Annotated in this window: 24 protein-coding genes; 9 read left to right on the forward strand and 15 right to left on the reverse strand. The window is 73.2% G+C overall.

Annotation, left to right across the window (positions count from 1 at the left end; translation table 11 throughout):
• The first annotated feature begins 86 nt into the window (after positions 1-86).
• Positions 87-1,217, forward strand: a complete 1,131-nt coding sequence (gcvT, locus tag ACZ6N8_RS09450) for a glycine cleavage system aminomethyltransferase GcvT (protein ID WP_466008832.1) — start codon at positions 87-89, stop codon at positions 1,215-1,217.
• 57 nt (positions 1,218-1,274) lie between these two features.
• Here the strand turns inward: gcvT and ACZ6N8_RS09455 are convergent, their stop codons facing one another.
• From ACZ6N8_RS09455 to ACZ6N8_RS09465, 3 genes are all read right to left on the reverse strand, one after another.
• Positions 1,275-2,579, reverse strand: a complete 1,305-nt coding sequence (locus ACZ6N8_RS09455) for a DUF2314 domain-containing protein (RefSeq protein WP_466008834.1) — start codon at positions 2,577-2,579, stop codon at positions 1,275-1,277.
• A 66-nt stretch (positions 2,580-2,645) separates the two neighbouring features.
• Complete coding sequence (locus ACZ6N8_RS09460) at positions 2,646-3,419, reverse strand: adenosylcobinamide-GDP ribazoletransferase (protein ID WP_466008835.1); 774 nt, start codon at positions 3,417-3,419, stop codon at positions 2,646-2,648.
• Entirely contained in the window at positions 3,409-5,292 is a 1,884-nt protein-coding gene (locus ACZ6N8_RS09465; RefSeq protein ID WP_466008837.1) for a bifunctional adenosylcobinamide kinase/adenosylcobinamide-phosphate guanylyltransferase, read from the reverse strand. The genes ACZ6N8_RS09460 and ACZ6N8_RS09465 overlap by 11 nt, the downstream gene beginning before the upstream one ends.
• 177 nt (positions 5,293-5,469) lie before the next feature.
• Between ACZ6N8_RS09465 and ACZ6N8_RS09470 the strand changes: the two genes are divergently transcribed.
• Together ACZ6N8_RS09470 and ACZ6N8_RS09475 are read left to right on the forward strand one after the other, a co-directional pair.
• Positions 5,470-5,670, forward strand: a complete 201-nt coding sequence (locus ACZ6N8_RS09470) for a hypothetical protein (RefSeq protein ID WP_007463228.1) — start codon at positions 5,470-5,472, stop codon at positions 5,668-5,670.
• Positions 5,670-6,467 (forward strand): site-2 protease family protein, encoded by a 798-nt coding sequence (locus ACZ6N8_RS09475; RefSeq protein ID WP_364362520.1) that lies wholly within the window; start codon positions 5,670-5,672, stop codon positions 6,465-6,467. The genes ACZ6N8_RS09470 and ACZ6N8_RS09475 overlap by 1 nt, the downstream gene beginning before the upstream one ends.
• A 55-nt stretch (positions 6,468-6,522) precedes the next feature.
• Here ACZ6N8_RS09475 and ACZ6N8_RS09480 read toward each other — a convergent pair whose 3' ends face one another.
• From ACZ6N8_RS09480 to nadA, 6 genes are all read right to left on the reverse strand, one after another.
• The gene (locus ACZ6N8_RS09480; protein WP_466008839.1) at positions 6,523-7,521 is read right to left on the reverse strand and encodes an aldo/keto reductase family protein; all 999 of its coding nucleotides are present in this window, start codon (positions 7,519-7,521) and stop codon (positions 6,523-6,525) included.
• Between the two features lie 43 nt (positions 7,522-7,564).
• Positions 7,565-11,959 carry a WG repeat-containing protein gene (locus ACZ6N8_RS09485; RefSeq protein ID WP_466008840.1) on the reverse strand — a complete coding sequence of 1,465 codons (4,395 nt, stop codon included), beginning with the start codon at positions 11,957-11,959 and terminating at the stop codon, positions 7,565-7,567.
• A 386-nt stretch (positions 11,960-12,345) separates the two neighbouring features.
• A complete protein-coding gene (locus ACZ6N8_RS09490) occupies positions 12,346-12,906 on the reverse strand; it encodes a helix-turn-helix domain-containing protein (RefSeq protein WP_466008842.1) in 561 nt (186 codons plus the stop codon).
• 147 nt (positions 12,907-13,053) lie between these two features.
• Positions 13,054-13,647 carry a DUF3043 domain-containing protein gene (locus tag ACZ6N8_RS09495; protein ID WP_364362524.1) on the reverse strand — a complete coding sequence of 198 codons (594 nt, stop codon included), beginning with the start codon at positions 13,645-13,647 and terminating at the stop codon, positions 13,054-13,056.
• 113 nt (positions 13,648-13,760) lie between these two features.
• Positions 13,761-15,116 (reverse strand): UDP-N-acetylglucosamine 1-carboxyvinyltransferase, encoded by a 1,356-nt coding sequence (gene murA, locus ACZ6N8_RS09500; protein WP_387119904.1) that lies wholly within the window; start codon positions 15,114-15,116, stop codon positions 13,761-13,763.
• 212 nt (positions 15,117-15,328) lie between these two features.
• Positions 15,329-16,528: a quinolinate synthase NadA gene (gene nadA, locus ACZ6N8_RS09505; RefSeq protein ID WP_466008845.1), complete on the reverse strand. Its 1,200-nt coding sequence runs from the start codon at positions 16,526-16,528 to the stop codon at positions 15,329-15,331.
• Positions 16,529-16,596: 68 nt separating this feature from the next.
• Between nadA and ACZ6N8_RS09510 the strand changes: the two genes are divergently transcribed.
• The 3 genes from ACZ6N8_RS09510 (at position 16,597) to ACZ6N8_RS09520 (ending at position 19,416) form a co-directional block, all read left to right on the forward strand.
• Positions 16,597-17,736 carry a glycerate kinase family protein gene (locus ACZ6N8_RS09510; RefSeq protein ID WP_466008846.1) on the forward strand — a complete coding sequence of 380 codons (1,140 nt, stop codon included), beginning with the start codon at positions 16,597-16,599 and terminating at the stop codon, positions 17,734-17,736.
• Between the two features lie 170 nt (positions 17,737-17,906).
• Entirely contained in the window at positions 17,907-18,275 is a 369-nt protein-coding gene (gene erpA, locus ACZ6N8_RS09515) for an iron-sulfur cluster insertion protein ErpA (protein ID WP_007463211.1), read from the forward strand.
• 163 nt (positions 18,276-18,438) lie between these two features.
• Positions 18,439-19,416, forward strand: a complete 978-nt coding sequence (locus ACZ6N8_RS09520) for a carbohydrate kinase family protein (RefSeq protein ID WP_466008848.1) — start codon at positions 18,439-18,441, stop codon at positions 19,414-19,416.
• A gap of 111 nt (positions 19,417-19,527) precedes the next feature.
• Here the strand turns inward: ACZ6N8_RS09520 and ACZ6N8_RS09525 are convergent, their stop codons facing one another.
• Positions 19,528-19,761, reverse strand: a complete 234-nt coding sequence (locus ACZ6N8_RS09525; protein ID WP_466008850.1) for a sulfurtransferase TusA family protein — start codon at positions 19,759-19,761, stop codon at positions 19,528-19,530.
• Positions 19,758-20,909, reverse strand: coding sequence for a cysteine desulfurase family protein (locus ACZ6N8_RS09530; RefSeq protein ID WP_466008852.1), 1,152 nt, complete (start codon positions 20,907-20,909; stop codon positions 19,758-19,760). Before ACZ6N8_RS09530 ends, ACZ6N8_RS09525 begins: the two co-directional genes overlap by 4 nt.
• 253 nt (positions 20,910-21,162) lie before the next feature.
• Here ACZ6N8_RS09530 and ctaC point away from each other — a divergent pair, with 253 nt between their 5' ends.
• Together ctaC and ACZ6N8_RS09540 are read left to right on the forward strand one after the other, a co-directional pair.
• The gene (gene ctaC, locus ACZ6N8_RS09535; protein ID WP_466008854.1) at positions 21,163-22,134 is read left to right on the forward strand and encodes an aa3-type cytochrome oxidase subunit II; all 972 of its coding nucleotides are present in this window, start codon (positions 21,163-21,165) and stop codon (positions 22,132-22,134) included.
• Positions 22,135-22,144: 10 nt separating this feature from the next.
• Positions 22,145-22,570, forward strand: a complete 426-nt coding sequence (locus ACZ6N8_RS09540; RefSeq protein ID WP_364362532.1) for a cytochrome c oxidase subunit 4 — start codon at positions 22,145-22,147, stop codon at positions 22,568-22,570.
• Between the two features lie 95 nt (positions 22,571-22,665).
• Here the strand turns inward: ACZ6N8_RS09540 and ACZ6N8_RS09545 are convergent, their stop codons facing one another.
• The 4 genes from ACZ6N8_RS09545 to ACZ6N8_RS09560 form a co-directional block, all read right to left on the reverse strand.
• Entirely contained in the window at positions 22,666-22,872 is a 207-nt protein-coding gene (locus tag ACZ6N8_RS09545; RefSeq protein ID WP_357993424.1) for a hypothetical protein, read from the reverse strand.
• A gap of 134 nt (positions 22,873-23,006) precedes the next feature.
• On the reverse strand, positions 23,007-24,053 hold the full coding sequence (trpD, locus tag ACZ6N8_RS09550) for an anthranilate phosphoribosyltransferase (RefSeq protein WP_466008857.1): 1,047 nt from the start codon (positions 24,051-24,053) through the stop codon (positions 23,007-23,009).
• A gap of 93 nt (positions 24,054-24,146) precedes the next feature.
• Positions 24,147-24,542, reverse strand: a complete 396-nt coding sequence (locus tag ACZ6N8_RS09555) for a response regulator (protein ID WP_357993430.1) — start codon at positions 24,540-24,542, stop codon at positions 24,147-24,149.
• 186 nt (positions 24,543-24,728) lie between these two features.
• Positions 24,729-25,649, reverse strand: coding sequence for a cytochrome c oxidase assembly protein (locus tag ACZ6N8_RS09560; protein ID WP_387119932.1), 921 nt, complete (start codon positions 25,647-25,649; stop codon positions 24,729-24,731).
• A 108-nt stretch (positions 25,650-25,757) separates the two neighbouring features.
• Here ACZ6N8_RS09560 and ctaE point away from each other — a divergent pair, with 108 nt between their 5' ends.
• Positions 25,758-26,357, forward strand: coding sequence for an aa3-type cytochrome oxidase subunit III (gene ctaE, locus ACZ6N8_RS09565; protein WP_139585788.1), 600 nt, complete (start codon positions 25,758-25,760; stop codon positions 26,355-26,357).
• Positions 26,358-26,380: the final 23 nt, after the last annotated feature.

The raw sequence follows: 26,380 nt of genomic DNA on the forward strand, positions 1-26,380 counted from the left end.
CGGACGTCGGGGTTGTCCCGCCGATCGGGCCGGCAGGGGTCCCGCCGATGCTAACCAGCCACGTTGCCCCCGGTAAGTTGCCACCCATGACCGACGTGACCTCCGACGCCGCCGCGACCCGGCTGCGCCGTTCCCCGCTGCACGAGCGGCACACCGCCGCCGGCGCCAAATTCGCCCCGTTCGGGGGCTGGGAGATGCCGCTGGAGTACGCCGGCGGCGGGGTGCTCAAGGAGCACACCGCGGTGCGTACGGCGGTGGGGGTCTTCGACGTCTCGCACCTGGGCAAGGCCCGGGTGAGCGGCCCCGGCGCGGCCGACTTCGTCAACGCCTGCCTCAGCAACGACCTGGGCCGGATCGGGCCCGGCCGGGCGCAGTACACGCTCTGCTGCGACGACGCCACCGGCGGCGTGGTGGACGACATCATCGCCTACCTGTACGCCGACGACCACGTCTTCCTCATCCCGAACGCCGCGAACACCGCCGAGGTGGTGCGCCGGCTGCGCGCCGCCGCGCCGGAGTCGGTCACCGTCACCGACGAGCACGAGGCGTACGCGGTGCTGGCCGTGCAGGGTCCCCGCTCGGGTGAGCTGCTGGCCGCCCTCGGCCTGCCCACCGAGCACGGCTACATGAGCTTCTCGGCGGCGACCCTGGCCGGGGTGGAGCTGACCGTCTGCCGCACCGGCTACACCGGCGAGCTGGGTTACGAGCTGGTCGTGCCGGCGGAGCACGCGGTGGCCGTCTGGGACGCGCTCTTCGCCGCCGGTGAGGCGTTCGAGTTGCGCGCCTGCGGGTTGGCGGCCCGGGACACGCTGCGCACCGAGATGGGTTACCCGCTGCACGGGCAGGACCTGTCGCTCGACATCACCCCGGTGCAGGCCCGCTCCGGCTGGGCGGTCGGCTGGGACAAGCAGGCCTTCTGGGGCCGCGACGCGCTGCTCGCCGAGAAGGCCGCCGGCCCCCGGCGTACGCTGCGCGGCCTGGTGGCGGTCGACCGCGCCATCCCGCGGCCGGGGATGACCCTGCACGTCGGCGACGAGCAGGTGGGCGTGGTGACCAGCGGCACCTTCAGCCCGACGAGGAAGCAGGGCATCGCGCTGGCCCTGCTGGACACCGACGCCAAGCTCGCGGACGGCGACGAGGTCGAGATCGACATCCGGGGCCGCCGAGCCCCCCTGACGCTGACGAAGCCCCCCTTCGTGACCCCCTCCGTACGCTGACGCTGATCATGAGGTTGACGGGTTCTTCGGAGATCGAAATCGCCGGCAACCTCATGATCAACGCTGCTGGTCGGGTGGGGTGGGGGGTTCGCCGGAGTCCAGGACCGCCTGGGTCCAGCCGCCCTCGATGACACCCGTCGCGTCCAGGACGGCCCAGTCGACCACCTCGGTCGCCTCCACCACCACCGGGGCGCCGATGCGCACGCTCGGGTCGGTGCTGGCGTCGCTGGCGCTCACGCCGACGATCCGCTCCGGGGCCTCCCACGAGGTGACACCCGCCCAGACGTACTCCGGGCCGTCGTCGCCGGGCAGGCCGTACTTGACCACCAGCTGCGACTCGGCGGGCAACCGGCCGGCCACGAAGCGTGCCCGCGCGTCGCCCAGCGCCGCGCGGGCCGTGGCGACCGCCCGGCTCATCGCGTCACCGGACCGGGCGTAGCGCACGTCCGGCTGGATCCCGGAGAACAGCGTCGCGCACGCGGCGGCGTAGTAACGCCCGTCCGGGCCGGGATGCCCGGCCGGCGGGCGCAGGCTCAGGAACGAGTCGGCCTCCGGATCGGTCGCCGGGTCCAGCTCCAGGCGCAGCAGCACAGGCGCCGTCGCGCCGTGCTGCTCCGGGTTGCCGTACGCCACCGCGATGTCGTGCCCGGTGACGGTGGCCAGCACCGGCAGCTGCACGAACGCCGGCACCTCGTCGCCGGTGAGCCCGTCGGTCCAGTCCCGCAGGAGCCGACGCGCCGCGCCGGTCATCACCGCACCCCAGGCCCGGGTCAGATGGTCGGGCACCCCCTGGGTCTGCAACTCCAGCAGTCCGAAGCGGCGCAGCCCCTTGGTGGTGAACCACAGCCCTTCGGTGTCCGAGGAGTACGGCACCAGCACCCAGTCGACAAGCCGGATCCGGCCCTGCTCGTCGGGGAGCGAGCGCAGCGCGGTGGCCGGGTCGAGGAACTGGAGGCCGAACACGTCCACCACGTCGCCGTCGACGGACTCGGCGACCGCCGCCGCGACCGCCCGGGCCGCCCACTCGTGCGCCGGGGGCCAGCCCGGCCGGTACTCGGCCTGCACCACGACGAGGTGCGTCGCCGCCGCCAGCCGCGCCAGCTGCTCCTCGGTGGCGCCGAACGCGGTGAGCAGATCCGGTGGCAGCTCGGGAAACTCAGCGATCGGCCTGGTGTCCACGCTCATCAGCGGGCTGTCAAGCATCTGCCGGGCGAGCCCGTGCACCGGCTCGGCGAGCCGGCCGGTGAGCGCCGCCACCGCCGTCTTCGCGCTGACCTTCGGCAGCCCCACCATCGGCACCAGGTAGGTCGCGCTGAGCGACTCCGGCACCGGTACGGGCAGGAAGTCGTCAGTGATGAGCATGTGGGTTCCCCCGGTTGCCGTGCCGGTGCTGTCGAGCCGAACGCTACCCGGCCCGCCGCGCCCGCTTCAGGCGGACAGCACCAGACCCAGGTAGACCAGCGTGGTGACCACCTCGACCGTCGCACCGAGCACGTCGCCGGTGATGCCGCCGAACCGGCGTACCACGTGGTGGAGCAGCGCGATCGCGACGGCGATCGCGACGACGACGGCCAGTGGCCCCTGCCACGCACGGCCCGGCACCGCGGGCACCGCCAGCAGCGCGACGGTGACCGCGCCGGCGGCCAGTGCCAGCGGGCCGACAGTGCCGGCCACCACAGCGCCGAGCCCGTCGGGTCGGGCCGCCGGTACGCCCCGACGGCAGGCGACTGTCACGCCCAGCCGCCCGGCGGCCGTCGCCGCGACCACCGCCGCGAGGCACGCCGGCCAGGGGCGGCCGGCCAGCTCGGTGAGCGCCGCCGCCTGCACCAGCAGGACGACCACCAGGGCGACCACGCCGAACGGGCCGACGTCCGGCTTCTTCATGATCTCCAGTGCCGCCGCGCCCCGCCGGTACGAGCCGAGGGCGTCCACGGTGTCGGCCAGCCCGTCGAGGTGCAGCCCCCGGGTGAGCAGGGCCGCGGCCCCCAGCGTCACCCCGGCGGCCACCAGCGGTGCGGCGAGCGCGCCGACGAGCAGCAGCACCCCGGCCAGCAGCGCCCCGAGCAGCGCGCCGACCACCGGGGCGAGCGCCATCGCGGTGCCGGCCACCGGGCGGTCGATCCGTCCGGCGCGCACCGGCAGGGTGCTGAACGTGGTGACCGCCAGTCGGGCGCCAGCGACGAGCCGCGACTCAGCCGGCACGCCAGCCCGACGCCGGCTGCTCGTCGGCGCCGGTGCTGGCCGGGCCCGGCCCGTCCGGCTCCGGCTCGGTGAAGTCCGGTTCGGTGTACTCCTCGTCGGTGTACTCCGGCTCCTCGGACGCCGGCTCGCCGCCGCCCAGCGACGGGTGGGTCGGCAGCGCGGCGGCAAGCGCCAGCACCGAGCGCAGCAGCGGCAACGCGACAAGCGCGTTGGCGCCCTCGCCCAGATCCAGTCGAAGATCAAGCAGCGGGGTGAGGCCGAGCACGTCGGCGGCGAGCCGCACCGCGGGGTGCCCGCCGTGGTCGGCGAGCAGGCACCAGTGACGGGCCTGCCCGGCCAGGTCGCGGCTGACCATTCCGGCGGCCAACCCGACCGGCCCGTCCAGCAGCACCGGCACCCGCCGGGCGGTCGCGCCCAGCAGCACACCGGTGGCCACCGCCACGTCACCGCCGCCCAGTTCCGCAAGCACGTCCTTGGCGCCTCGCGGCGAACGACGGGTGCGGTGCAACGCGTCGCGTACCGCCGCGCAGCGGACCATCCAGGCCGCGTCGTCGATCTCGCCGGAGTCGGTGATCACCCGACCGAGCACGGCCGGGGGTTCCGCGCCCGCCGTGGCCGCGAGCACCGCCGCGGCAGCCGCTTCGGTGCCGGCCCCGCACGCCCCCAGCACCAGCAGTTGTACGCCGGCGTCGGCGGCCTGCTCGGCCAGCCGCCAGCCGTACCGCAGCGCCGACTCGACCTGCTCGGGGGAGAGCGCCGGCTCGTCCTCCATGGCCGCCGCCGTGGGGGCGTCCACCACCTGAAGGCTCGCGCCGCTCTCGGCGGCCAGCCGGGCCAACGCGCCCTGACCGGCGCGGGCCTGCCGGGCCCGGCGCGCCGACTCACCGGGGACGGCGCCGGCCGACGCCCCGCCGGAGTGGTCGCCGTGCAGCAGCAGCACCCGTACCGAGCCCCAGGGGGCCGGCGTCGAGGTGGCCTGGGTGGCGGCCGCGAAGCCGACCACCCGGTCCAGGACGCCCAGCCCGGCGCCGGGTACGTCCAACGTGGCCAGACGGTCGACGGCCTGCGGGCCGGCGTACTCGTCGGGCATCGGAAGCTCCATGCCCGGCTGGATGACCAGCCCGGTGGCGACCATCGGCAGCGCCATCGTGGGCGCGGCCCAGGGGTTGCCGGGCTCCTGGTTCGGGGCGGGCGGCGCCGGATGGGTCAGCACCTCCGGCAGCTGCACCTCGGGGGTGGGCTCGGTGTCGGTGTCGGCCGGGACCGGCTGGGGGGCGACACGCGCGGTGGCCGTCGCGGTCGCGGGCGCCGCCGGCACCGCGTGGTCGGTCGGCTTCAGCCACACCGGCTGGCCGGCGACCACCAGCGCCACCGCGTCGCAGGCGTCGGCTACCGCGCGGTTCGCCGCGCCGAGCGCGTCGGTGAACGCCCGACCCAGCGGCGTGGTCGGCACCAGCGACAACCCCACCTCGGGGCTGACCAGCACCACCTTCGCCGAGCAGGTGCGGACAGCGTCGGCCAGCTCGGCGATCGTCGCCACGTCGTCGGCCGGCTGGTGCTCGGGGTCGAGCAGCACCGTCACCCAGCCGCCCAGGTCGTCCACGAGCAGCGTCTCGTTGGGCTCGGCGGACGCGAGCACGTCCGCCAGCCGGCGTGGATCCTCGGCGGTCTCCTCGGTCGTCCAGCTGCCCGGCCGGCGGGCGCGGTGCGACGCCAGCCGCGTCGCCCACTCGGTGTCCTCCGGGTCGCCCTCCGGCGCGGTGGCGAGGTAGCGGACCACCGGCGCGTCGATGACCAGGGACTCGGCGAACTCCGACTTGCCGGACCGGGTGCCGCCGAGCACCAGGACCGTGTTCCACCCGTCAACGGACATGCCCGTACCTTAAGGCCGGCCGGGGTCGCGCTGCCTGCCGGCCCGGCGTCGCGACGGACCAGGATTGATCAACCCACCGGTCGCGGCGGAGGCGAGCGAGCGGCCGTCGGGCGCGGGGCCGACTACGCTGGCGGGGGTTCGTCCCACGGGGACTTCAGCGGCGAGGGGAGACGCGGCATGGCGTGGAGCTGGCGGTACGAGGGCACGGACGGGCAGACGGTCGAGGGACCTGCGGAGTCGTTCGGCAGTCAGGCCGACGCCGAATCCTGGATCGGTCAGACCTGGCGGGAGCTCGCGGCGTCCGGCGTCACATCGGTCGCGCTCGTGGAGGACGACCGGGTGGACTACCGGATGAGCCTGCTGCCCACGGCCGAGTGATGAGCTACGACCGGCCGGGCGCCGACGGGCTGGTGCTCGGCGTGCCGAAGGCGGCGTTCCGGCCCAGCCCGGTCTTCCTCGGCCTGGTCGCGCTCTTCGCCGTCAGCGGCGTGCTGAGCTGGAACGGGTACGGCAACGCCCGCTTCAACGTGTTCCTGTTCGTGGTCTCCGGCTGGCTGGTCTCGCTCTGCCTGCACGAGTACGCCCACGCGGTGGTCGCCTACCGGGCCGGTGACCGGGACATCGCCCACCGCGGCTACCTGACGCTCAACCCGTTCAAGTACACCCACCCGCTGCTGTCGATCGTGCTGCCGGTGGTGGTGGTGCTGCTCGGCGGCATCGGCCTGCCCGGCGGGGCGGTGTGGGTGGACCGGCACTCCATCCCGGGGCGGCTGCGGCACACACTTGTCAGCCTCGCCGGCCCGGCGACGAACGTGCTGTTCACGTTGCTGCTGGTGCTGGCGGTACGACTCGGTACGTCCTCGGGTGGCCCTGTGGAGTTCTGGGCCGGGGTGGCGCTGCTGGCGTTCCTCCAGCTCACCGCGAGCGTGCTCAACCTGCTGCCGGTGCCCGGCCTGGACGGCGGCAACATGATCCAACCGTGGCTCAACCCGCAGTGGCGGCGGATGTACGACCTGTTCGCCCCGTACGGCTTCATCCTGCTCTTCGCGCTGCTGTGGAACCCGCGCATCGGAGGGTGGTTCTTCGACGCGGTCTTCGCGGTCGGTGACCTGCTCGGCCTGCCGTCGTGGCTCTACGCCACCGGCCTGGATCTGATCCGCTTCTGGCAGAGCTGAGCTGACCCGGCCCGGCCGGCGCGACAGGTGTCGCGCCGACCGGACCGGACCGGCGTCAGGGACGCTGCGCGGGAGACTCGGTCTTCGCCGGGTCCCGTTCGGTGACCGGCTCGACGATCTCGTCGATCGCCTTGAGCAGCTCGGCGTCGAGCTTCACCCCGGCCGCCTTCACGTTGTCGTGCACCTGGTCGGGGCGGGACGCGCCGATGATCGCCGAGGAGACGTTCGGGTTCTGCAGGACCCACGCCACGGCGAGCTGGGCCATGCTCAGCCCGGCCTGCTCGGCGAGGGGCTTGAGCCGCTGCACCCGGGTCAGCACGTCGTCGTTCATGAACCGGGAGATGAAGCCCGCACCGGACTTCTCGTCGGTGGCGCGGGAACCGGCCGGCGGCGGCTGGCCCGGCAGGTACTTGCCGGAGAGCACACCCTGCGCCATCGGCGACCAGACGATCTGCCCGATGCCCAGCTCCTCGCTGGCCGGCACCACCTCGGCCTCGATGACCCGCCACAGCATCGAGTACTGCGGCTGGTTGGAGACGAGCGGGACGTGCAGCTCCCGGGCGAGCGGGTGCGCGGCGCGCAGCTGCTCGGCGGTCCACTCGGAGACCCCGATGTAGTGCGCCTTACCGGAGTGCACGACGTCGGCGAAGGCCTCCATCGTCTCCTCCAGCGGCGTGCTGTAGTCGTACCTGTGGGCCTGGTAGAGGTCCACGTAGTCGGTACGCAGCCGGCGCAGCGAGCCGTTGATCGACTCCATGATGTGCTTGCGGGACAGGCCACGGTCGTTGCGACCCGGCCCGGTCGGCCAGTAGACCTTCGTGAAGATCTCCAGGCCCTCCCGGCGTTCGTTCTCCAGCGCCCGGCCGAGCACGTCCTCCGCTCGGGTGCCGGCGTACACGTCCGCGGTGTCGAAGGTCGTGATCCCCGCGTCCAGGGCAGCCCGCACGCAGGCGAACGCGGCGTCCTCCTCGACCTGCGAACCGTGGGTGATCCAGTTGCCGTACGAGATCTCGCTGACCATCAGGCCGGAACGGCCCAGGTGTCGGAATTCCATTCCCCGACCCTAGCCCCGCCCGGTGAACACCGCCGACCGGCGTTCAGAGCACCGGATTCGCGTCGGCGAGCAACCTGTCGATCTCGTCGAGCACCGCCGCGCGGTCGGGGTGCACCGGGTCGATCAGCGGCTCGGCGCGCCGGTCCAGCGCCCCCCACCGCCCGCCGGGAGTCTCGACGAGGAACGCCACCGGGTGGATGACAAGCATCGGGTACGCCGGCGGCACCAGCACCGCCCCCGTGCGGTCCACCACACCGCGCCGACCCGCCACCTCCACGACTGCCAGCCCCTCGTCGGTGAACCCGTCGATCTGCTCCCCACCGGCGAGTTCGGTGTGGAAACCGTGGTAACGGGTCGCCACAACGATCCGGCCGGTCCGGTCGACGGCACCCCACCCCTCCCGCCGTACCGCCGCCACGCCCTTGCGGAACGGGCGCACGTCGGCGAAGTTCGGCGGCACCTGCACCGAGCCGGTGGCGTCGATGGCCGTCCAGCCGCCCTCGCCGACCACCCACGCCAGGCCGTCGCTGAACGGACGCGCCATCCGGTACGACGGAGGGATCACCGTCGTACCGAGCAGGTTGATCAGCGACCACCTGTCGGTGTCGGGGCGGCGTACCCAGGCCAGCCCGTCGTGGAACTGCTGCACCTCCGCGTACCGGGCGGGGATGACCAGGTCACCGTCCGCGTCGGTGTACCCCCACAGGGTTCCGTCCTGCCCCGGCACCGGGGGCCGGTCGCGGTCGAGGATGTCGTCCCGGCTCCTGGGGTACGGGCCGAAGCCGTCCGCCGACGCGCGGGCGGCGACCGCGTCCAGGGCCACCCGGATCCGGTCGAGCAGTTCGGCGTCGCCGGCGCCGCGCAGGTCGAGTGCCCGCTCGAAGTGGTGGCAGGCCTCCATCAGCCGGCCCTGGTCGTAGCAGGACCGTCCGGCGTGTTCGTGCAGCGCGGCCCGCAACCGGTCGGGAAGCTCGATCGAGTTCGCCCGGGCGAACAACAGGTCGGCCTCGGCGAAGTCGCCGCGCCAGCGCAGCACGTGGGCCAGCCGGGCCTGGGCCAGCGCGGTCCGGCGCAGCTCGCCGGTGGCCTCGGCGTACGTGAGGGCGAGCCGGCCGTCGGCCAGCGCGTCGTCCAGTTCGCCGAGGATCCGGGAGGCCACCGCCCGCAGGCTGAGCAGCCGCGCCCGCGCCCGGTTGTCGACGGCCGAGCCCAACTTCCCGGTCAACCGCCGCCGGATGGCCCGCAGATCATCCGGCTCGGTCAACTCCTCCCGCAGGGTGACCGGGTCCAGCCGCCAGCGGTACGCCCCCAGGACCTGCTCCGGGTCACCCTCGTCGGCAAGCGACGGGCGGGCGGGCTCCGGCGGCGCCGCCGGCGGCGCGGACACCGGTGCGCTCTCGGTGGGAGACCCGGTCCGCGGCCCCGGAACGGCCGCGGCCGGCACACCCGACACGGGTACGTCGATTGCGGGCGGCCCGGAGACGGGCGGCGCGGACACGGGTACGTCGATTGCGGGCGGCCCGGACACGGGTGTCGTCGGGGCGGGTGGCCCGGACGCGGGCGGCGCGGACGCGGGCGGCGCGGATACCGGCGTGACCGGGGCGGGTGGTGCGGAGACCGGTCCGGACGGGAACGGCGGCCCGGACACCGGCGGCGAGGACACCGGCGGCCCGGAGACCGGTCCGGACGGGAACGGCGGCGCGGACATCGGCGCTGCGGACACCGGCTCTGCCGAATCGGGCCGCTCGGGGTCCTCGCCGGGCCGCGCGGAGGTCACCTCCACCGCCGGGTCGTGCTCGTCCCACACCGGCGGCGCGGGTGGCTGGGCCGCTGCCTCGGGGTCGGCGACCTCCGTCCACGAGCTGAAAACGTCGGGGGTGGAGCCGGGACGCTCGGCGTCAGGCTCGCCGCGCGGGTCGGACGGCGTGACATCCGGCGACCCGGAGACCGGGCGTGCCGGTGGGCCGGAGACCGGGTCGAGCGCCCTCGGACCGTACGCGGGTTCCCCGTCCTCGGCGACATCGTCAGCCCAGGGATCCCGGGCCCAGCGTGCGTCGTCCTCATCTGTGGCCGGCGGCGCGGAGACCGGCCCGGCCGACGGTGCCGCGTCGGGAGGCGCGGAGATGGGCGGCGCGGAGACGGGCCGTGTCGGCGGGCCCGGGACGGGCGGCGCGGAGACGGGGCGCACCTGTGGTGCCGGAACCGAGGCCGCCGGTGGTGCGGAGACGGGCGGCGCCGAGGCTGGCGGTGCGGAGACCGGGACCGCCGGTGGCGCGGAGACCGGGTGTGCGGCCGGCTCGACGCTCGGGTCGTCGAGGGTCGGCCGTCCCGCTGTGGGCGGCTGGTCCGCCGTCGCGCCGTCCCGGTCGGACTCCGCCGTCTGGGCGGGGCTGAACCAGGCGTCCGGCCCCCGCACCGGTGCCTCGGCCGGCTCGGTGGCGGGCGGTACCGACGGTTCCGAGGGCGGTGGTGGGACGTAGCGACGCGGCACGCCCGGGGCGATCGGGAGCGCCCGTTCGGCGTCCGCCGAAGGTGCGGCGGCCGCTGGGGGCGTGGTTCGGTCCGGCTGCTGCCAGGCGGGCGGGGCCGGTTCACGGACCGGCCGCGCCTCGGGTGCCCGCTCCGCGCTGCGCCGTTCGTCGTCGGCCTGGCGGTTCGCCTGACTCACACCTGGGTAGCGCGGCGGCGGGGCCGAGGCCGTCGGCGCCGGGCCGGACGGCGTCCGACGCTCGACCGACGGCGACTGCGACGGCGACGGCGACTGCGACGGCGACTGGGGCTGCGGAGGCGTCTGCGGCTGCTCGTCGGGCAGCGGTGGATCCACGGGCGCGGGCAGGAACTCCAGCCGGAGGCGGGCGGCCGGTGGACCGGAGACGGGTCCGTCGGTCGCCGGCGAGACGGGGGCAGCCGAGACCGGCCGGTCCCGGTCCGGGCGATCGGGTGGGAGGTGCTCGGCCGGCCGGTGCCCGTAATCCGTCGACGCGGGGGAGACCGGTGCGGCCGAGACCGGTCGGTTCCATCCGGGTGTCGCGGCCGGCGGGACGGGCGCGGGGGACACCTGTCGTTCCGGGCGCGCGGGGGTGGCCCGGCCCGGCGTGGCGGGGGAGACGGGTGCCGGCGGCATCGGAGCGGTCCGACCGTGGGTGGTCGGCGGTGGCGCGGCGGCCGCCGGACGTGCCTGTCGTTCGTCGTACCGAGGCGGTGGGGCCGGCGCGCGCTCGGAACGGGCGGCCGGTCGCGCCGCGACGCCGGGTTCGGCGGGCCTGTGCGGTTCGGTGCGGGGACCGGTCTCGCGGGCGCGGTCCTGACGCACCGGGCCCGGGGGCGGCCACGGCAGGTCGCCGTCCGGCCGGTGACCGGGCCGTGGGCGGGGCTCGTGGTAGGTGTCCGGCCGTACCTCCTCGCGGGGACGCCGGTCCGGGTACGTCTCGGCGCGGGCCGCCGCCTCGCGTGGCTGCTGCCGGTACGGGTCGGCGTCGGAGCGCCGCCGCTCGTCGTCCCTGCGCGGCTGGCCCGTCGTCTCCGGGTCGGGCCGGCGGCGGCGTCCGTCGTCGGGTGTCCCCGGTGCGCCGGCGCCCTCGTCCGGGCGGTGACGCGAGCGGCTGTCGACTGGCGCCCACTGGCCCGCGCCCTCGGCGGCCCAGCCGTCGACCGGGCGACCGTCGTGACCCCGGGCGGGGCGGGGTCCGTACCCGTCGGAGGGGTGCCGGTCGTAGCCGGCGGCCGGGCGGTCCTGCGCGCCACGGCGGCGCGGCGGCTCGTCGGGTTCCGGTACCCGACCGGAATCGACGCGGGGAGCGGGGGAGACCGGCTGCGTGCCCGGGTATCCACGGTCCCGTTCGGCCGGCTCGTGGCGGGACCGGCGACTGTCGTACCGCTCGGTGGCGGGCTGGTCGCGGTGCCAGGCGGCCTCGCGGGCCGGTGCGCGCTCGTCACCGGGGCGCCGGTCGGACCAGGCGGTCCGCCGGTCCGGCTCGGAGCGGCGGTCGTCGCGGCGTGGTGGCTCGGGAAGTGGCCGCCGGTACGGCTCGTGGTCGTAGTGGCGGGTGTCGGTGGAGTGGCCGTGGCCGGACGCCTCGGCCGGACGTTCGTCGCCGCGGAGGCGGCCGTAGCCGTTGTCGTCGTCAACCCGCGATCGGCCGTGGGGCTGCTCCTCGTCGGGCCAGGACCGGCCGTACGGGTCCTGCTCGGCCGGGGGTTCGTCGGCCCACGACCGGCCCAGGTAGGTGCCGTCGGGGCGGGTGGGCGCCAGTGGTGGCACGTCGGCACGGCCGACCACTGTCGCCCGGCCGCGAGGCGGCGGGGGCGGCTGGTGGGACATCCCGATGTCGCCGGGGTAGCGCTGGCCGGGGAACTGGGGATGCCACTCGGTGGTCGGTTCGAGCACCCAGGACGGTTCGTTCGGGTCCCGCCACCGGTCGGTGTAGCGGCCGCTCATCCGTCGAGCCCGTCGCCGCACCCGACCGCTCGGTCGATCCCCGCCGGAGGTGGGCCGTCCGCGTTCGTACGCCGGTGACCGCCGGGCGTCCGGTCGCCGCCTGCCACGCCCCGGTGGCCGGCTCGCGTCCGCTCGCTCACGGCGTTGTCACCTCGTTGCAAATTGTCGCGCTGGGGCCTCGCGTACCGGTTCCGGTTCGCCCGTCCCGGCAGGGCGTGGCTGCGGATGGAGGGTAACGGCGTGGGCTCTCCCACCGCCACTGTGGCACCGCCCACGGGCGCAAACGTTATCCCATAGTTTCGGACATTTGGGTCTATAACCGAATCTGGCTTTCGACGATACTCCCACCGTCGAGGCGGGGCCGGGGCGGTACGCCCGCCCGAGGCTCAGGGATGCTCCATGACGAGGACCGCGACGGTGCCGGGCAGCAGCGCCTCGTAGCGGTGCGGCGCGTCGCCGGGAAACGCCGCGTAGTCGCCGGGCTCGATCTCGACCGGGCCCGACTCGGGGCCCACCCGCAGCCGTCCGGCGGCCAGCACCACATGCTCGACGCTGCGCGGTGTGTGCGCGTCGGCGGTCCGGATCGCGCCCGGCTCCAGCTTGATCAGATAGATGTCCCGGCGCAGGTGCGCCGCGCCGGCGCTGAGCAGCCTGCCGGTGAAGTCGGCCTGCTCGGAGCCGACCTGCGGCCCGTCGCCGGCCCTGATCACCCGCACGCCGCCCGTGGCCGGCTCGACCAGTTGGCCGAGCGGCACGTTGAGCGCCCTGCTGAGCGCCCACAGCGTCTCCATGCTCGGGTTGCCGGTGCCCGACTCCAGTTGGGAGAGTGTGGACTTCGCGACCCCGGCCCGGCGAGCGAGCTCGGTAAGCGAGATGCCCACCCGTTCGCGTTCCCGACGCAGGGCCCCGGCGATGGTGGCGAGGGGGCCGTCCGGCTCAGCGGGCATGGCTGCGCTCCAGGGATCAGTGTTCGTCGGCCGACCAGCGACAACCTGTTCACCAGGGTGAACTACGCGTACGGTACAACGAACATCCGGGCCCCGGATGCTTCGTGACGGGCTTGGGCCGATGCTGCTCGTGCGCGGCGCGGGCGCTCAGACCTTGTCGCCCAGATTCACCTGGGGAGCCGGGGCCCGCATCCGCCGGAACGTGATCGACCGCATCACCGCGTACAGGTAGAGCGAACCCATGCGCTGGTCGGTCTTCGGGAAGCGCTCGCGGACCAGCTTGCCGATCTTGCGGCAGATCAGCACGGAGTCGATCACCACGCCCAGCGCCAAAGCGCCCCAGAGCAGGTTGGAGATCAACCGCACCGGGGCCGGCATCGCCGCGTTCGACCCGATCAGCACGATCAGCGCGCCGCCGAAGAACCAGGTGCCGACGGTACGACGGGAGTCGACCACGTTGCGCGCCAGCAGCCGCTCCGGGCCCCTGTCGCGGGGGCCGCCCTCGCGGCGGAACTCCGACGCGGCCTCGGCACGCAGCTGGCGGCGGCGCTCCCGCTCCTCCTCCTTGGTGAGAGGACGGCTGGGGCCGGCCGGGCGACGGCCGACGGTGGGCCGCTTCGGAGTCTCGCGACCCTTGGCCGGGGTGTAACCCCGGGGACGGTCGGCGGTCTCCTCGGGGGTCACCGAGGTGACGGCCTCGTCGACGAGGTCGGTGGACTTGCGGCGAAAGAGCGACGGCACGCGGCAAGGGTAGCCAACGACAGGAGCCCGGTGCACATCGCGGTACAGCGGCCGACGGCTCCAGGCCGCGGTGCGACCTGGAGCCGTCGTCGTCGAACGATCGGTGCTCGGCGTTACGGACGCTCGGCGTGCGCGCCCAGGTCGGCGAGCTTGGCCTCGAAGTCCTCGTAGCCCCGGTTGATCAGGTCGACGCCGTACACCCGGGAGGTGCCCTCGGCCGCGAGCGCCGCGATCAGGTGGCTGAACCCGGCCCGCAGGTCGGGGATGACCAGCTCGGCGGCGTGCAGCTTGCTCGGCCCGGCGATGACCGCCGAGTGCTTGAAGTTGCGCCGGCCGAAGCGGCACGGGGTGCCACCGAGGCAGTCCCGGTAGACCTGGATGTTGGCGCCCATAGAGTTCAGTGCCTCGGTGTAGCCCAGCCGCTGCTCGTACACCGTCTCGTGGACGATCGACAGGCCGCGGGCCTGGGTCAGCGCCACGACCAGCGGCTGCTGCCAGTCGGTCATGAAGCCGGGGTGGACGTCGGTCTCCAGCGCCACCGCGTTCAGCTCGCCACCGGGGTGCCAGAAGCGGATGCCGCCCTCCTGGCCCGGGTCGCCCAGCTTCGGAGCGCGGGCGTCGGTGACCTCGTACTCGCCGCCGACCGACCGGAAGATGTTCAGGAAGGTCATCATGTCGGCCTGCTGCGCGCCGAGTACCTCGACGTGGCCACGGGTGGCCAGCGCGGCGGCGGCCCAGCTCGCCGCCTCGATCCGGTCCGGGATCGGCCGGTGCGTGTAGCCGTGCAGCTTCGGCACGCCCTGGATCTCGATCACCCGGTCGGTGTGCACCTTGATGATCGCGCCCATCTTCTGCAGGATGCAGATCAGGTCGATGATCTCCGGCTCCACCGCGGCGTTACGCAGCTCGGTGACACCCTCGGCCATCACCGCGGTCAGCAGCACCTGCTCGGTGGCGCCGACACTCGGGTACGGCAGGGCGAACTTGGTGCCGTGCAGACCGTTCGGCGCCGACAGGTGCAGGCCCTCGGGCCGCTTGTCGACAGTCGCGCCGAACTCGCGCAGCGCCTGCAGGTGGAAGTCGATCGGACGCGGGCCGATGTGGCAGCCGCCCAGGTCCGGAATGAACGCGTGCCCGAGCCGGTGCAGCAGCGGACCGCAGAACAGGATCGGGATCCGGCTCGACCCCGCGTGCACGTTGATCTGGTCGGTGCTCGCGCTCTCCACGTTCGCGGGGTCGAAGACGAGCTCGCCGTCCTCGACGCCGTCGGTCACCTTGACGCCGTGCAGACCGAGCAGACCCCGGACCACCTCGACGTCACGGATCTTTGGCACGTCGAACAGCCGGCTCGGGGTGTCGCCGAGCAGCGCGGCGACCATCGCCTTCGAAACCAGGTTCTTCGCGCCGCGCACGCGGATCCGCCCTTCAAGCGGAGTGCCTCCGTGCACGACCAGGACGTCGTCGGTCAACGCAACCTCCAGCGCTTCGGTGCTGCTGTGTTGATGGTGGGGAGCGTGAACCTTGTCGCTACCCCGGATGCGGCCATATCGAAACGGCCCGCTCGCGTCGTCGCTCCGGCAGCATAGCCCTCGGTGACGAAAAAGGACTCGGTCACACCGGCGTGTGTGGCATTAATCGGTGATCCGGCACTTTTGCGTACCAACGGCGCTACGGAAAGTGATCAGCCGGCGCTCGGTGGCGGAGTGTCCGCGCCGGGCAGGGCGAGCATCTGGTCCAGTGCCACCCGGGCGTGGTGGGCGGTGTCGGCGTCCACAGTGATCTGGTTGACCACCCGGCCCGCGACCAGCTCCTCCAGGGCCCAGACCAGGTGCGGCAGGTCGATCCGGTTCATCGTCGAGCAGTAGCAGACCGCCTTGTCCAGGAACATGATCTGCTTGTCCGGGTGCGCCAGCGCGAGCCGGCGGACCAGGTTCAGCTCGGTGCCCAGCGCCCACGCCGAACCGGCCGGCGCCGCCTCGATCGTCTTGATGATGTATTCCGTGGAGCCGACGTAGTCGGACGCGGTGACCACCTCGTGCCGGCACTCCGGGTGGACCAGCACGTTGACGCCGGGCACCCGCTCCCGTACGTCGTTGACGCTGTCGAGCGTGAACCGGCCGTGAACCGAGCAGTGCCCCCGCCAGAGGATCATCTTGGCGTCGCGCAGCTGCTCCGGAGTCAGCCCGCCACCGGGCTTGTGCGGGTCGTAGAGCACGCAGTCGTCAAGCGACAGGCCCATCTCCAGCACCGCCGTGTTGCGGCCCAGGTGCTGGTCGGGCAGGAAGAGCACCTTTGACCCCTGCTCGAACGCCCAGTCCAGGGCGCGCTTGGCGTTGGAGGACGTGCAGACCACGCCCCCGTTGCGGCCGACGAAGCCCTTGATGTCGGCCGAGGAGTTCATGTACGTCACCGGGACCGTCTCGCCGGCGATGCCCAGCTCGGTCAGCGTGTCCCAGGCGGCCTCGACCTGCCCCAGCACGGCCATGTCCGCCATCGAACAGCCCGCCGCGAGGTCGGGCAGGATCACCCGCTGGGTGTCGGTGGTGAGGATGTCGGCGCTCTCGGCCATGAAGTGCACGCCGCAGAAGACGATGTACTCCGCGTCCGGACGGGCCGCCGCCTCCCGGGCCAGCTTGAACGAGTCGCCTGTCACGTCCGCGAACTGGATCACCTCGTCGCGCTGGTAGTGGTGCCCCAGCACGAAGACCTTGCTGCCCAGCTTCGCCTTCGCGGCAGTGGCGCGGGCCACCAGATCCGGATCGCTGGGCGCCGGCAGATCGCCCGGACACTCGACGCCGCGCTCGGTGTCGGGGTCGCTGCCCCGGCCGAGCAGCAGCAGAGCCGTCGCCGTGTTGGAGGGTTCCACCCAGGTCGAAGTCACGTAGCCCATGGTCCCACAGCGCGAGCGCGGCGCAGCTTCGCTCGGTGTGGGCTGCCACACTGCTCGGCATGCGCGTGCTGCTCTGCCCGGACAAGTTCGCCGGCACCCTGTCCGCACCGGAGGTGGCCGACGCGGTGGCCGCCGGTTGGCGCTCCGTCGCCGATGGTGACGACCTGCTGATCCGGCCCCTCGCCGACGGCGGGCCGGGCTTCGTGGAGGTGCTCGCCGACGCCCTCGACGGGCGGCGCGTGCCGGTGCCGACCGTCGACCCGCTGGGACGACCGGCGGCAGGTGAGATCCTGCTCACCGCCGACGGCTCGACCGCCTACCTGGAGAGCGCCCAGGCGTGCGGGCTGCACCTGCTGTCGGTGGCCGAACGCGACCCGAAGACCACCACCTCGTACGGGCTGGGTCTGCTGGTGGCCGCCGCGGTGGAGAGCGGGGCGCGGACTGTGGTGATCGGGCTGGGCGGCTCGGCCACCAACGACGCCGGCGCCGGGATGCTCGCCGCGCTGGGCGTGACGCCACTGGACGCCGCGGGCGCCGCGCTGCCGTACGGCGGGGCGGCCCTGGCCCTGGTCGACGCCCTCGACGGGGCGCCCCGGCTGCGGGACGCCCGCCTGGTCGCCGCCACCGACGTGGACAACCCGCTGCTCGGCCTGCACGGCGCGAGCAACGTGTTCGGCCCGCAGAAGGGTGCCGACCGCGCCGACGTGCTGCTGCTCGACGCCGCGCTGGAACGTTTCGCGGCGGTCCTGGAGCGGGACCTGCCCGGCTGTCCGGCAGGGCTCGGCGCCCTGCCCGGCGGCGGTGCCGCGGGTGGGCTCGGCGCGGCGATCCTCGCCCTGGGCGGCGGCTGCGAGTCGGGTATCGGCCTGGTCACCAGGGCCACCGCGCTGGACGCCGCGCTGGACGCCGCCGACCTGGTGATCACCGGGGAGGGGTCCTTCGACCACCAGTCGCTGCGCGGCAAGGTGGTCGCCGGGGTGGCCGGCGCGGCCCGGGACCGGGGTGTGCCCTGCGTGGTGGTGGCCGGCCAGGTCAGCACCGGCCGGCGCGAGGCCGCGTCCGCCGGGGTCACCGACGCGTACAGCCTGGTGGAGCACTTCGGCGGGGAGCAGGCCGGCGGGCTCGACGCCGCGCTGAGCCGCCCCGCGGACGGACTGCGCGAGCTGGGCGCCCGACTGGCCCGGCAGTGGAGCCGCTGAGGGCCGTAGGTCGCCCGTCGACCGGGCCGACCTGCGGCGGCGATCACGCCACGCGGGTGCACCAGGCCGAGGCGGCGTACGATCGGGAGAGGACCACAACCGGGAATCATTGGTCGGCGCGCGACGTTGGCCAGTGCGTCCGGACCCAAACCGCGCAGGGAGACTTCCACGTGACCACGCCAGCGCAGACCGAGTCGACCGAGGCCCAGGCCCCTACTTCCGTCGTCCTCACCGACGTCGCGGCGCAGAAGGTCAAGGCCCTGATCGAGCAGGAGGGCCGCGACGACCTGCGGCTCCGCGTCGCGGTGCAGCCGGGTGGCTGCTCCGGCCTGCGGTACCAGCTGTTCTTCGACGAGCGTTCGCTCGACGGTGATGTCGTCACCGATTTCGGTGGTGTCGAGGTCGTCGTCGACCGGATGAGCGCCCCGTACCTGTCCGGCGCGACGATCGACTTCGCCGACCGGATCGACGCCCAGGGCTTCACCATCGACAACCCCAACGCGGGCAACTCCTGCGCCTGCGGTGACTCGTTCAACTGAGTCACGCGCCACGCACCAGCGACGTCGGGGCCGTCCTTCGGGGCGGCCCCGACGTCGTGCCGGGGGCGGTCCCGACCGGTAGTCGTTGTCCGACCGACCGGACACCACCGGTTCACCGGGCCGGTAGGCTGACCGCGCCCTGCTCCCGACCCCGAGGGTTGACATGAAGATCGCCGTGACCGGCTCGATCGCCACCGATCATCTGATGAGCTTCCCCGGTCGCTTCGCCGACCAGCTCATCGCCGATCAGCTGCACAAGGTGTCCCTCTCCTTCCTGGTGGACGATCTGGTGCTCCGCCGTGGCGGTGTGGCGGCGAACATCTCCTTCGGCATGGGGCAGCTGGGCCTGCGCCCGGTGCTGCTCGGGGCGGTCGGCGCCGACTTCGCCGACTACCGCTCCTGGCTGGAGCGGCACGGCGTCGACTGTGATTCGGTGCACGTCAGCGAGGTAGCGCACACCGCGCGGTTCGTCTGCACCACCGACACCGACATGTGCCAGATCGCCTCGTTCTACGCGGGCGCGATGAGTGAGGCCCGCAACATCGAGCTGGCCCCGGTCGCCGACCGCCTCGGCGGTCTGGACCTGGTGCTGGTCAGCGCCAACGACCCCGAGGCGATGCTGCGCCACTCGGCCGAGTGCCGCACCCGCGGGTACGCGTTCGCCGCCGACCCGTCGCAGCAGCTCGCCCGGATGGGCGGCGAGGACGTGGTGGCCCTGATCGAGGGCGCCGAGTACCTGATGACGAACGACTACGAGAAGTCGCTGTTGCAGAGCAAGGCGCAGTTGAGCGACGACCAGCTGCTGGACCTGGTCAAGGTGCGGGTCACCACGCTGGGCAAGCACGGCGTGGAGATCGCCGGGCGTGACTTCGAGCCGATCCACGTGCCGATCGCGCGGGAGATCCGGGCTGTCGACCCGACCGGGGTGGGGGACGGCTTCCGGGCCGGCTTCTTCACCGCGCTGTCCTGGGGCGTCGGCCTGGAGCGCGCCGCCCAGGTCGGCTCCCTGCTGGCCACGCTGGTCCTGGAGACGGTGGGAACCCAGGAGTACGACGTCCGCCGCGACCTGTTCGTCAAGCGCCTGGCCGAGTCCTACGGCGACACCGCAGCAGACGAGATCCGCCCCCACCTGATCCCGTAACCCCGCCCACGCCCTCGGCGATCTTGCACTTTCTGCGGGGACGAAAGCCCACAGAAGCCGCGAAATGGCGACCGAAAACGCAAGATCGCCGAGGAGGGGGCGGGGCGGGGGTCAGTGCAGGCGGCGGATGTCGTAGGCGGGGCCTTCGGTGCCCGTTATGGCTCCCAGGAACTCCTGGCCGCGCATCCGGCACCAGGCGGGGATGTCGACCGCCGCGGCCGGGTCGTCGGCGAGCACCCGCACGACAGTCCCGATGGGCACCTGGGGCATCCGTCGGGCCGCCGCGATCACCGGCAGTGGGCAGCGCTGGCCCCGGCAGTCGAGCACCTCGTCGGGCATCGTCACAGCCCCACCACCCCGGCCTCGGCGCGCAGCCCCGCGACGATCCCGGGCAGCTCGGCGAGGAACCGCTCCACGTCCGCCTCGGTCGTCTCCCGGTGCAGGCTGACCCGGACGTTGCCGTGCGAGAGCACCCCCATCGCCTCCAGCACGTGTGAGGGCCGCAGCGTGGACGACGTGCAGGACGAGCCGGACGACACCGCGAAGCCCCGCCGGTCCAGCGCGTGCAGCAGCGTCTCGCCGTCGACGTACAGGCAGGAGAACGTCACCAGGTGGGGGAGCCGCAGCACCGGGTCGCCGACCACCTCCACGTCTGGCACCTCCGCCGCGACCCGCGCCCGGATCCGATCCACAAGCGGCGCCAACCTGGCCTCCTCGGCCGCGGCGTCGGCCGCCGCCGCGCGCAGGCTCGCCGCCGCCGCCACCACCGCGGGCAGATTCACCACCCCGGGGGTACGACCACCCTCCCGCTCGTCGGCCGGCCACGGTGACTCCCAGCGGGTGCCCTTGCGCACCGCCAGCACACCCACCCCGGGCGGGCCGCCCCACTTGTGCGCGCTGGCGGTGAGCACCGACCAGCCGGCGGGAAGCGGCACCCGGCCGACCGACTGCGCCCCGTCGACGTACAGCGGCACCCCGGCGTCGGCGCAGGCAGCGGCGGCCTCGGCGACCGGTTGCACGGTGCCCACCTCGTGGCTGGCGCTGATCAGGGCGGCCAGCGCGACACCTGGAGCGCGGACGGCAGCCGACCAGGCGTCCAGGTCCAGCCGGCCCAGCCGGTCGACAGGCACCTCGTCGGCGGCACCACCCGCCGCGACGTGCCGTTCGGCGGCGTGCAGCACAGCGGAGTGCTCGATCGCCGAGTGCACGAGAATCGACCCGACCCGGCGCCGCCCGGCCAGGCCACCGAGCACCGCCCCGTGCGCGGCAGTCGTACCGCTGGACGTGAAGGACACCTCGTCGGCGCGGACGCCGAGCGTCTGCGCGGTGGCCTCGCGGGCCGCGTCGAGCAGCTGCCGGGCGCGGCGGGCCTGGGTGTAGAGCTTGCCGGGGTCGGCCCAGCCGTCGTCGAGGGCGGCCAGCAGCGCCTGCCGGGCGACCGGATGCGCCGGCGCGGCTGTCGCCGCGTCCAGGTAGACCGGGGATGCGCTCACGGGACCTCTGCTCCTCGCGCTCACGGGGATTTCTTTGTTCGCGGCTGCGGGGCTCGCAAACCCGGCTCACTCCTCGCGCTCACGGATCCCCACGCTATCGCGGCGGTATGCCCAGGATCCCCCCGATGGGGGCGGACAGTGACCCCACCACGGCCGAGTCCGTCATGGTCGAGTAATCTGCGACCGTCGGTGACGCCTTTGCCGTCGGTGCCGAGGAAAGACGCACCGCGGCGCGCTAGGGAGGCAGGACCAGGTGGTCGCAAGGAGTTCGGAGGTACGGCCGTCGGCCGTACGGCACAGCGCTTCCCCAGGGGCCGGTGGGCGCCGGCGGCGCGGTGCTGGTCGGCTGGCCGGGCTCGGTCTCGGTGGCGTGGCGCTGCTGGTCCTGCTCACGGGCTGTGACGTCGGAGCGGCGTTCGACGGCTTCGGCTGGCCGCAGGGGGGCATCTCGGCGGAGTCCCGGCGGATGTACGACCTGTGGATCGCCTCCTGCATCGCCGCCCTGGCGGTCGGTGTGTTCGTGTGGGGCCTGATCTTCTGGTGCGTCGTGCGATACCGCAAGCGTGGCAACGCGCTGCCGGTGCAGACCCGCTACAACATGCCGATGGAGTTCCTCTACACCATCGCGCCGATCCTGATCGTCTCGGTGCTCTTCTACTACACGGCGATCGTGCAGACCGACGTGGACAAGCTGTCGAAGAACCCGGACGTCACGGTCGAGGTCGTCGCGTTCAAGTGGAACTGGCAGTTCAACTACCGCGACGGGCAGGGCCCGGACGCCCGGACCACCGCGTCGACGCTCGGCACCAGCGAGGTCATCCCGGTGCTGGTGCTGCCGACGAACCGGTCGATCCGGTTCGAGGAGACCAGCCGCGACGTCATCCACTCCTTCTGGGTGCCGGAGATGCTCTTCAAGCGGGACGTCATGCCGGGCAAGATCCGCAACGTGTTCGAGGTCTCCAGCCTGGAGACCGAGGGCGCCTTCGTCGGGCGCTGCGCCGAACTGTGCGGCAGCTACCACGCGTTCATGAACTTCGAGCTGCGTGTCGTCTCGCCGGAGAAGTACGACCAGTTCCTGGCGGCGAAGCAGAGCGGTAAGTCGACGCAGGATGCGCTGGCCGCGATCGGTGAGGAGCCGTACGCGGAGACCACGCGGCCGTTCGACACCCGGCGGACGCAGAGCAACTTCAACCCGGACGACGCTCCGGCCTTCCCGGGAAGCTGAGGGCAGCCGCATGAAGACCGAGTGGCGTATCTTCCTGATCATCGCCGGGTTCCTCTTCGGCGCCACCATCCTCTACGCCGCGTGGACCAACGGTGCGTCCGGTGGCATCGAGTGGGTGGGCACCGTCGCCCTGCTGCTGTCGTTCCTGCTCTGCACGATGTGCGGTGGCTTCTTCTGGTTCGTCTCCCGCCGGATCGACCTGCGTCCGGAGGACCGCCCGGACGCCGAGATCGCCGACGGCGCCGGTGAGGTCGGCTTCTTCAGCCCGGGCAGCTACTGGCCGTTCGGTCTGGCGCTGGCCGCCGCGATCGCCGCGCTCGGCTTGGTGTTCTGGCAGTACTGGCTGATCGGCGCCGGCCTGGTGGCTGTCGTCTTCGCCGCCTGCGGGCTGCTGTTCGAGTACTACACAGGCACCCGCCGCACCGCCGAGCACTGATCCACCCGGTCGCCGTCGCGGCCGGCCCTGGACGCCACGAAGGCCCGTTCCCCGGTGGGGGGAGCGGGCCTTCGTCATACCCCGGCCCGGACGGGTCAGGCGGCGCGGCGACGGGCGGGCGGACGGCGTCGGCGGTCGGCCAGCCGGGTGACCGGGGACGCGAACGTGGCGACCAGCACCGCGGCACCGCAGCCGGTGCAGATCAGCTCGGGACAGTCGGTGCCGTGGCCGTCGACGCAGGGCGGCGCCTCGAACGCTGCCACGCCCTCGCAGACGTCGCAGTAGAGCTCGCGGTGCGACACGGGCGTCTCCTCTCACTCCGGGCGAACCGCTCCCGGGATGCGACAGCAGCGCACGGACGGGAGCGGAGAACTACTCGGCTGTACTTTCCCACCCGGGTCCGACAATTCCCCGCCCGGTACCCCCGGCCGTGGGCTCAGACGGCGGTGGCGGTGCCGATCCAGCGGTCCAGGCTCGCAGCCGCCGCCCCGGAGTCGATCGACTCGGCGGCCCGGTCCAGGCCGGCGCGCAGCGCCTCGGTCAGGTCGCCGTCCAGCGGCCCCTGGGTGGCCAGCGCCGCCGCCGCGTTGACAAGTACCGCGTCCCGGACCGGACCGGTCTCACCGGCCAGCAGGCGACGGGCCACGCCGGCGTTGAAGGCGGCGTCACCGCCGCGCAGGTCCGCGAGGGTGGACCGGGGCACCCCGAGGTCCCTGGCATCCAGCACGGCCTCGCGTACGGTGCCGCCCTGCGCCACCCAGACCCGGGTCGGCGCGGCGGTGGTGAACTCGTCAAGCCCGTCCTCGCCGCGCATCACGATCGCCGAGTCGCCACGGGCGGCGAACACGCTGGCCATCACCGGGGCCATCCGGGAGTCGAAACAGCCGACCGCGCCGGCCCGGGGGCGGGCCGGGTTGGTCAGCGGGCCGAGGAAGTTGAAGAAGGTGGGCACGCCCACCTCGCGGCGGACCGGACCGGCGTGCCGCATCCCGGGGTGGAACCGGGCCGCGAAGCAGAACCCGATGCCTGCCTCCTCGACACAGCGGGCCACCTGCTCCGGGCCGAGGTCCAGTGGGATGCCGAGGAACTCCAGCAGGTCGGCGGTGCCGCACAGCGAGGAGGCGGCCCGGTTGCCGTGCTTGACGACGCGTACGCCCGCGCCGGCCACCACCAGCGCCGTCATCGTGGAGATGTTCACCGTGTGGGCGAGGTCACCGCCGGTGCCGACCACGTCGAGCGCGGTACGGCGCAGATCCTCGGAGAGCACCACCGGGACCGAGCGGCCCAGCATCGCCTCCACCAGACCGGCCAGCTCGGCCGGCGTCTCACCCTTGGCCCGCAGCGCCACGGCGAACGCGGCGATCTGCGCCGGGCTCGCCGAACCGGTCATGATCTCGTCCATCGCCCAGGCGGTGTCGGCGGTGGTCAGCTCCTCGCCGCGCAGCAGCGCGTTGAGCAGGTGCGGCCAGGTCCGATCGCCCATGGCGGGCCTCCCGAGCGTACGAAGTGCGGGTGGGCTGGAACCGGCGCCGACTCGTCCGGCGCCGGGGGTGACGGTGCCGGAGGGCGGGGGACGTCAGGCGGGTGCGTGCGTCCGCAGCAGCTCGGCCACCGTGCCTCCGGTGGTCACCGGGTCGAGCGGGTGCACCAGCGTGGCGTCGACCTCGGCGTACGCGGCCAGCCATCGGTCGGCGGCGCGGGCGATCACCAGGCAGGTCGGGGGAGCGTCCTCCCGGTCGTCCTTGATCTGCCGGGCGATGCCGATGCCGCCGCCGGGGCTGGCCTCACCGTCGAGCAGCAGCAGGTCGATCTCGTAGTCGTCGACCAGCCGGATGGTCTCGGCGTACGTCGACGCGTCGACGAACTCGATCCGCAGCCCGGGCGCGGGCCGGGTGCCGACGGCGAGCCGCATCCGGTCCCGGACCTGCGGGTCGTCGCTGTAGAGCAAAACGGTGCAAAGACGATCGCTCATGCCGGCACTCCGCTTCGCTCCGTGCCGTCATGAGGCACCATCGCACTGAGCTCGATGATTCGTTCGCTGCGCTCACTCATGCGGCACTCCGCTTCCACCTCGTAGCTGCCCGCCGATCGTACCGGTCGACGTGACGCAGTCGACACCGCGCCCGACGCCGTCCGGTCGGCGTAGCGTCTGCGCAGCTCAGACGGCCGCGGGCCCGGCGGCGCGCTCGCGGGCCTCCTGGCGGTCCAACTCGCGGTCGACCCGGCGGGCCTCCCGTTCGGACTGCTTGACCCACTGCACGACAAGCACGGCGAGCATGGTGACGCTGACGAACTCGCCGCCGGCCCACAGGATGCCGCCGGCGACCACCTGGTCGTCCCAGGGGTCGGACCAGCTCAGGTTGAGCGACGGGTACCAGTCGCCGCCGAAGAGGGTGCTGCTCTGCATGATGGTGAGCCCGAGCACCGTGTGGAACGGCACGGAGAGAAGCATCAGCAGCGCCCGCGCCGGGTACGGCCACCGGCCGGGCAGCGGGTCGAGGCCGAGCAGCGGCCAGAAGAACACGCAGCCGGTCAGGATGAAGTGCGCGTGCACCAGCTCGTGCGCCCACGCGTGCTCGAGAGTGAAGCGGTACAGATCACTGAAGTACAGCGCGAACGGGTTGACCACGAAGATGGCGAACGCCACAAGCGGGAAGCTGTACACCCGGGCGACGCGGCTGTGCACGATCGCCAGCAGCCGCTTGCGCGGCCCGACCGGCAGGGTGCGCAGGGCAAGCGTCATCGGCGCGCCGAGCGCCAGGAAGATCGGCGCCACCATGGAGAGCACCATGTGCTGGATCATGTGCACCGACAGCAGCGCGGTGTCGTACGCGTGCAGTCCGCTGATCGTGACCACCGCGATGCCGCCCAGGCCGGGGCCGAGGAAGAACACCGTCCGGGCGACCGGCCAGCGGTCGCCGCGTACGCGCAGCCGGTGCACTCCGTAGAGGTACAGACCGGCGGCGAGCACCAGGCCCAGGGCCAGCCAGCTGTCCAGCCTGGTCTCGGTCAGCACCCGACCGACGGTGAACGGCGGCGGAGCCGAGGTGGCGGCGAAGATCGGATCGACGTGCAGCACGCTTTTCAGGCTAGGCCAGGCGAACCGGACCTCGACGCCGGGGCCACGGAAGGCGCAGGTTTGCCACCCCGCTGATCGCCGGCCCCGGTCAGGGGCAATAATGACGGCGTGACTGCGGCCCCAGCCATTGACAAGAGCCGGATCCACTCTCTGACCCGACCGAACATGGTCAGCGTCGGGACGATCGTGTGGCTCTCCAGCGAACTCATGTTCTTCGCGGCGCTGTTCGCGATGTACTTCTCGATCCGCGCTGCGGCGCCGGAGCAATGGGAGAAGCACACCGAGCACCTGAACATCCCGTACGCGACCACCTTCACCGTGATCCTGGTGCTCTCGTCGGTGACGTGCCAGCTCGGTGTCTTCGCGGCGGAGAAGGGTGACGTGCACGCGCTGCGGCGCTGGTTCACCGTCACGTTCGTGATGGGCCTGATCTTCGTGCTCGGCCAGCTGAACGAGTACCGCGAGCTGGTGCACGAGGGTGTCAAGATCAACGAAGACGGTTACGGGTCGATGTTCTACCTGACCACCGGCTTCCACGGTCTGCACGTGACCGGCGGTCTGATCGCCTTCATCATCTTCATGGTCCGTACGACCATGGGCCGGTTCACCCCGGCGCAGGCGACCTCGGCGATCGTCGTGTCGTACTACTGGCACTTCGTCGACGTGGTGTGGATCGGGCTGTACGCCATGATCTACTGGCTTCAGTGATCTTGCGCGTCACACTCCGCACT

Source organism: Micromonospora sp. NPDC047521 (assembly GCF_055587305.1).

Excerpts from the sequence above, each read along its gene's own strand:
- gcvT (WP_466008832.1), top strand. The coding sequence starts at position 87 with ATGACCGACGTGACCTCCGACGCCGCCGCGACCCGGCTGCGCCGTTCC.
- ACZ6N8_RS09455 (WP_466008834.1), bottom strand. The coding sequence starts at position 2,579 with ATGCTCATCACTGACGACTTCCTGCCCGTACCGGTGCCGGAGTCGCTC.
- ACZ6N8_RS09465 (WP_466008837.1), bottom strand. The coding sequence starts at position 5,292 with ATGTCCGTTGACGGGTGGAACACGGTCCTGGTGCTCGGCGGCACCCGG.
- ACZ6N8_RS09470 (WP_007463228.1), top strand. The coding sequence starts at position 5,470 with ATGGCGTGGAGCTGGCGGTACGAGGGCACGGACGGGCAGACGGTCGAG.
- ACZ6N8_RS09475 (WP_364362520.1), top strand. The coding sequence starts at position 5,670 with ATGAGCTACGACCGGCCGGGCGCCGACGGGCTGGTGCTCGGCGTGCCG.
- ACZ6N8_RS09480 (WP_466008839.1), bottom strand. The coding sequence starts at position 7,521 with ATGGAATTCCGACACCTGGGCCGTTCCGGCCTGATGGTCAGCGAGATC.
- ACZ6N8_RS09485 (WP_466008840.1), bottom strand. The coding sequence starts at position 11,959 with ATGAGCGGCCGCTACACCGACCGGTGGCGGGACCCGAACGAACCGTCC.
- ACZ6N8_RS09490 (WP_466008842.1), bottom strand. The coding sequence starts at position 12,906 with ATGCCCGCTGAGCCGGACGGCCCCCTCGCCACCATCGCCGGGGCCCTG.
- ACZ6N8_RS09510 (WP_466008846.1), top strand. The coding sequence starts at position 16,597 with ATGCGCGTGCTGCTCTGCCCGGACAAGTTCGCCGGCACCCTGTCCGCA.
- ACZ6N8_RS09520 (WP_466008848.1), top strand. The coding sequence starts at position 18,439 with ATGAAGATCGCCGTGACCGGCTCGATCGCCACCGATCATCTGATGAGC.
- ACZ6N8_RS09540 (WP_364362532.1), top strand. The coding sequence starts at position 22,145 with ATGAAGACCGAGTGGCGTATCTTCCTGATCATCGCCGGGTTCCTCTTC.
- trpD (WP_466008857.1), bottom strand. The coding sequence starts at position 24,053 with ATGGGCGATCGGACCTGGCCGCACCTGCTCAACGCGCTGCTGCGCGGC.
- ACZ6N8_RS09555 (WP_357993430.1), bottom strand. The coding sequence starts at position 24,542 with ATGAGCGATCGTCTTTGCACCGTTTTGCTCTACAGCGACGACCCGCAG.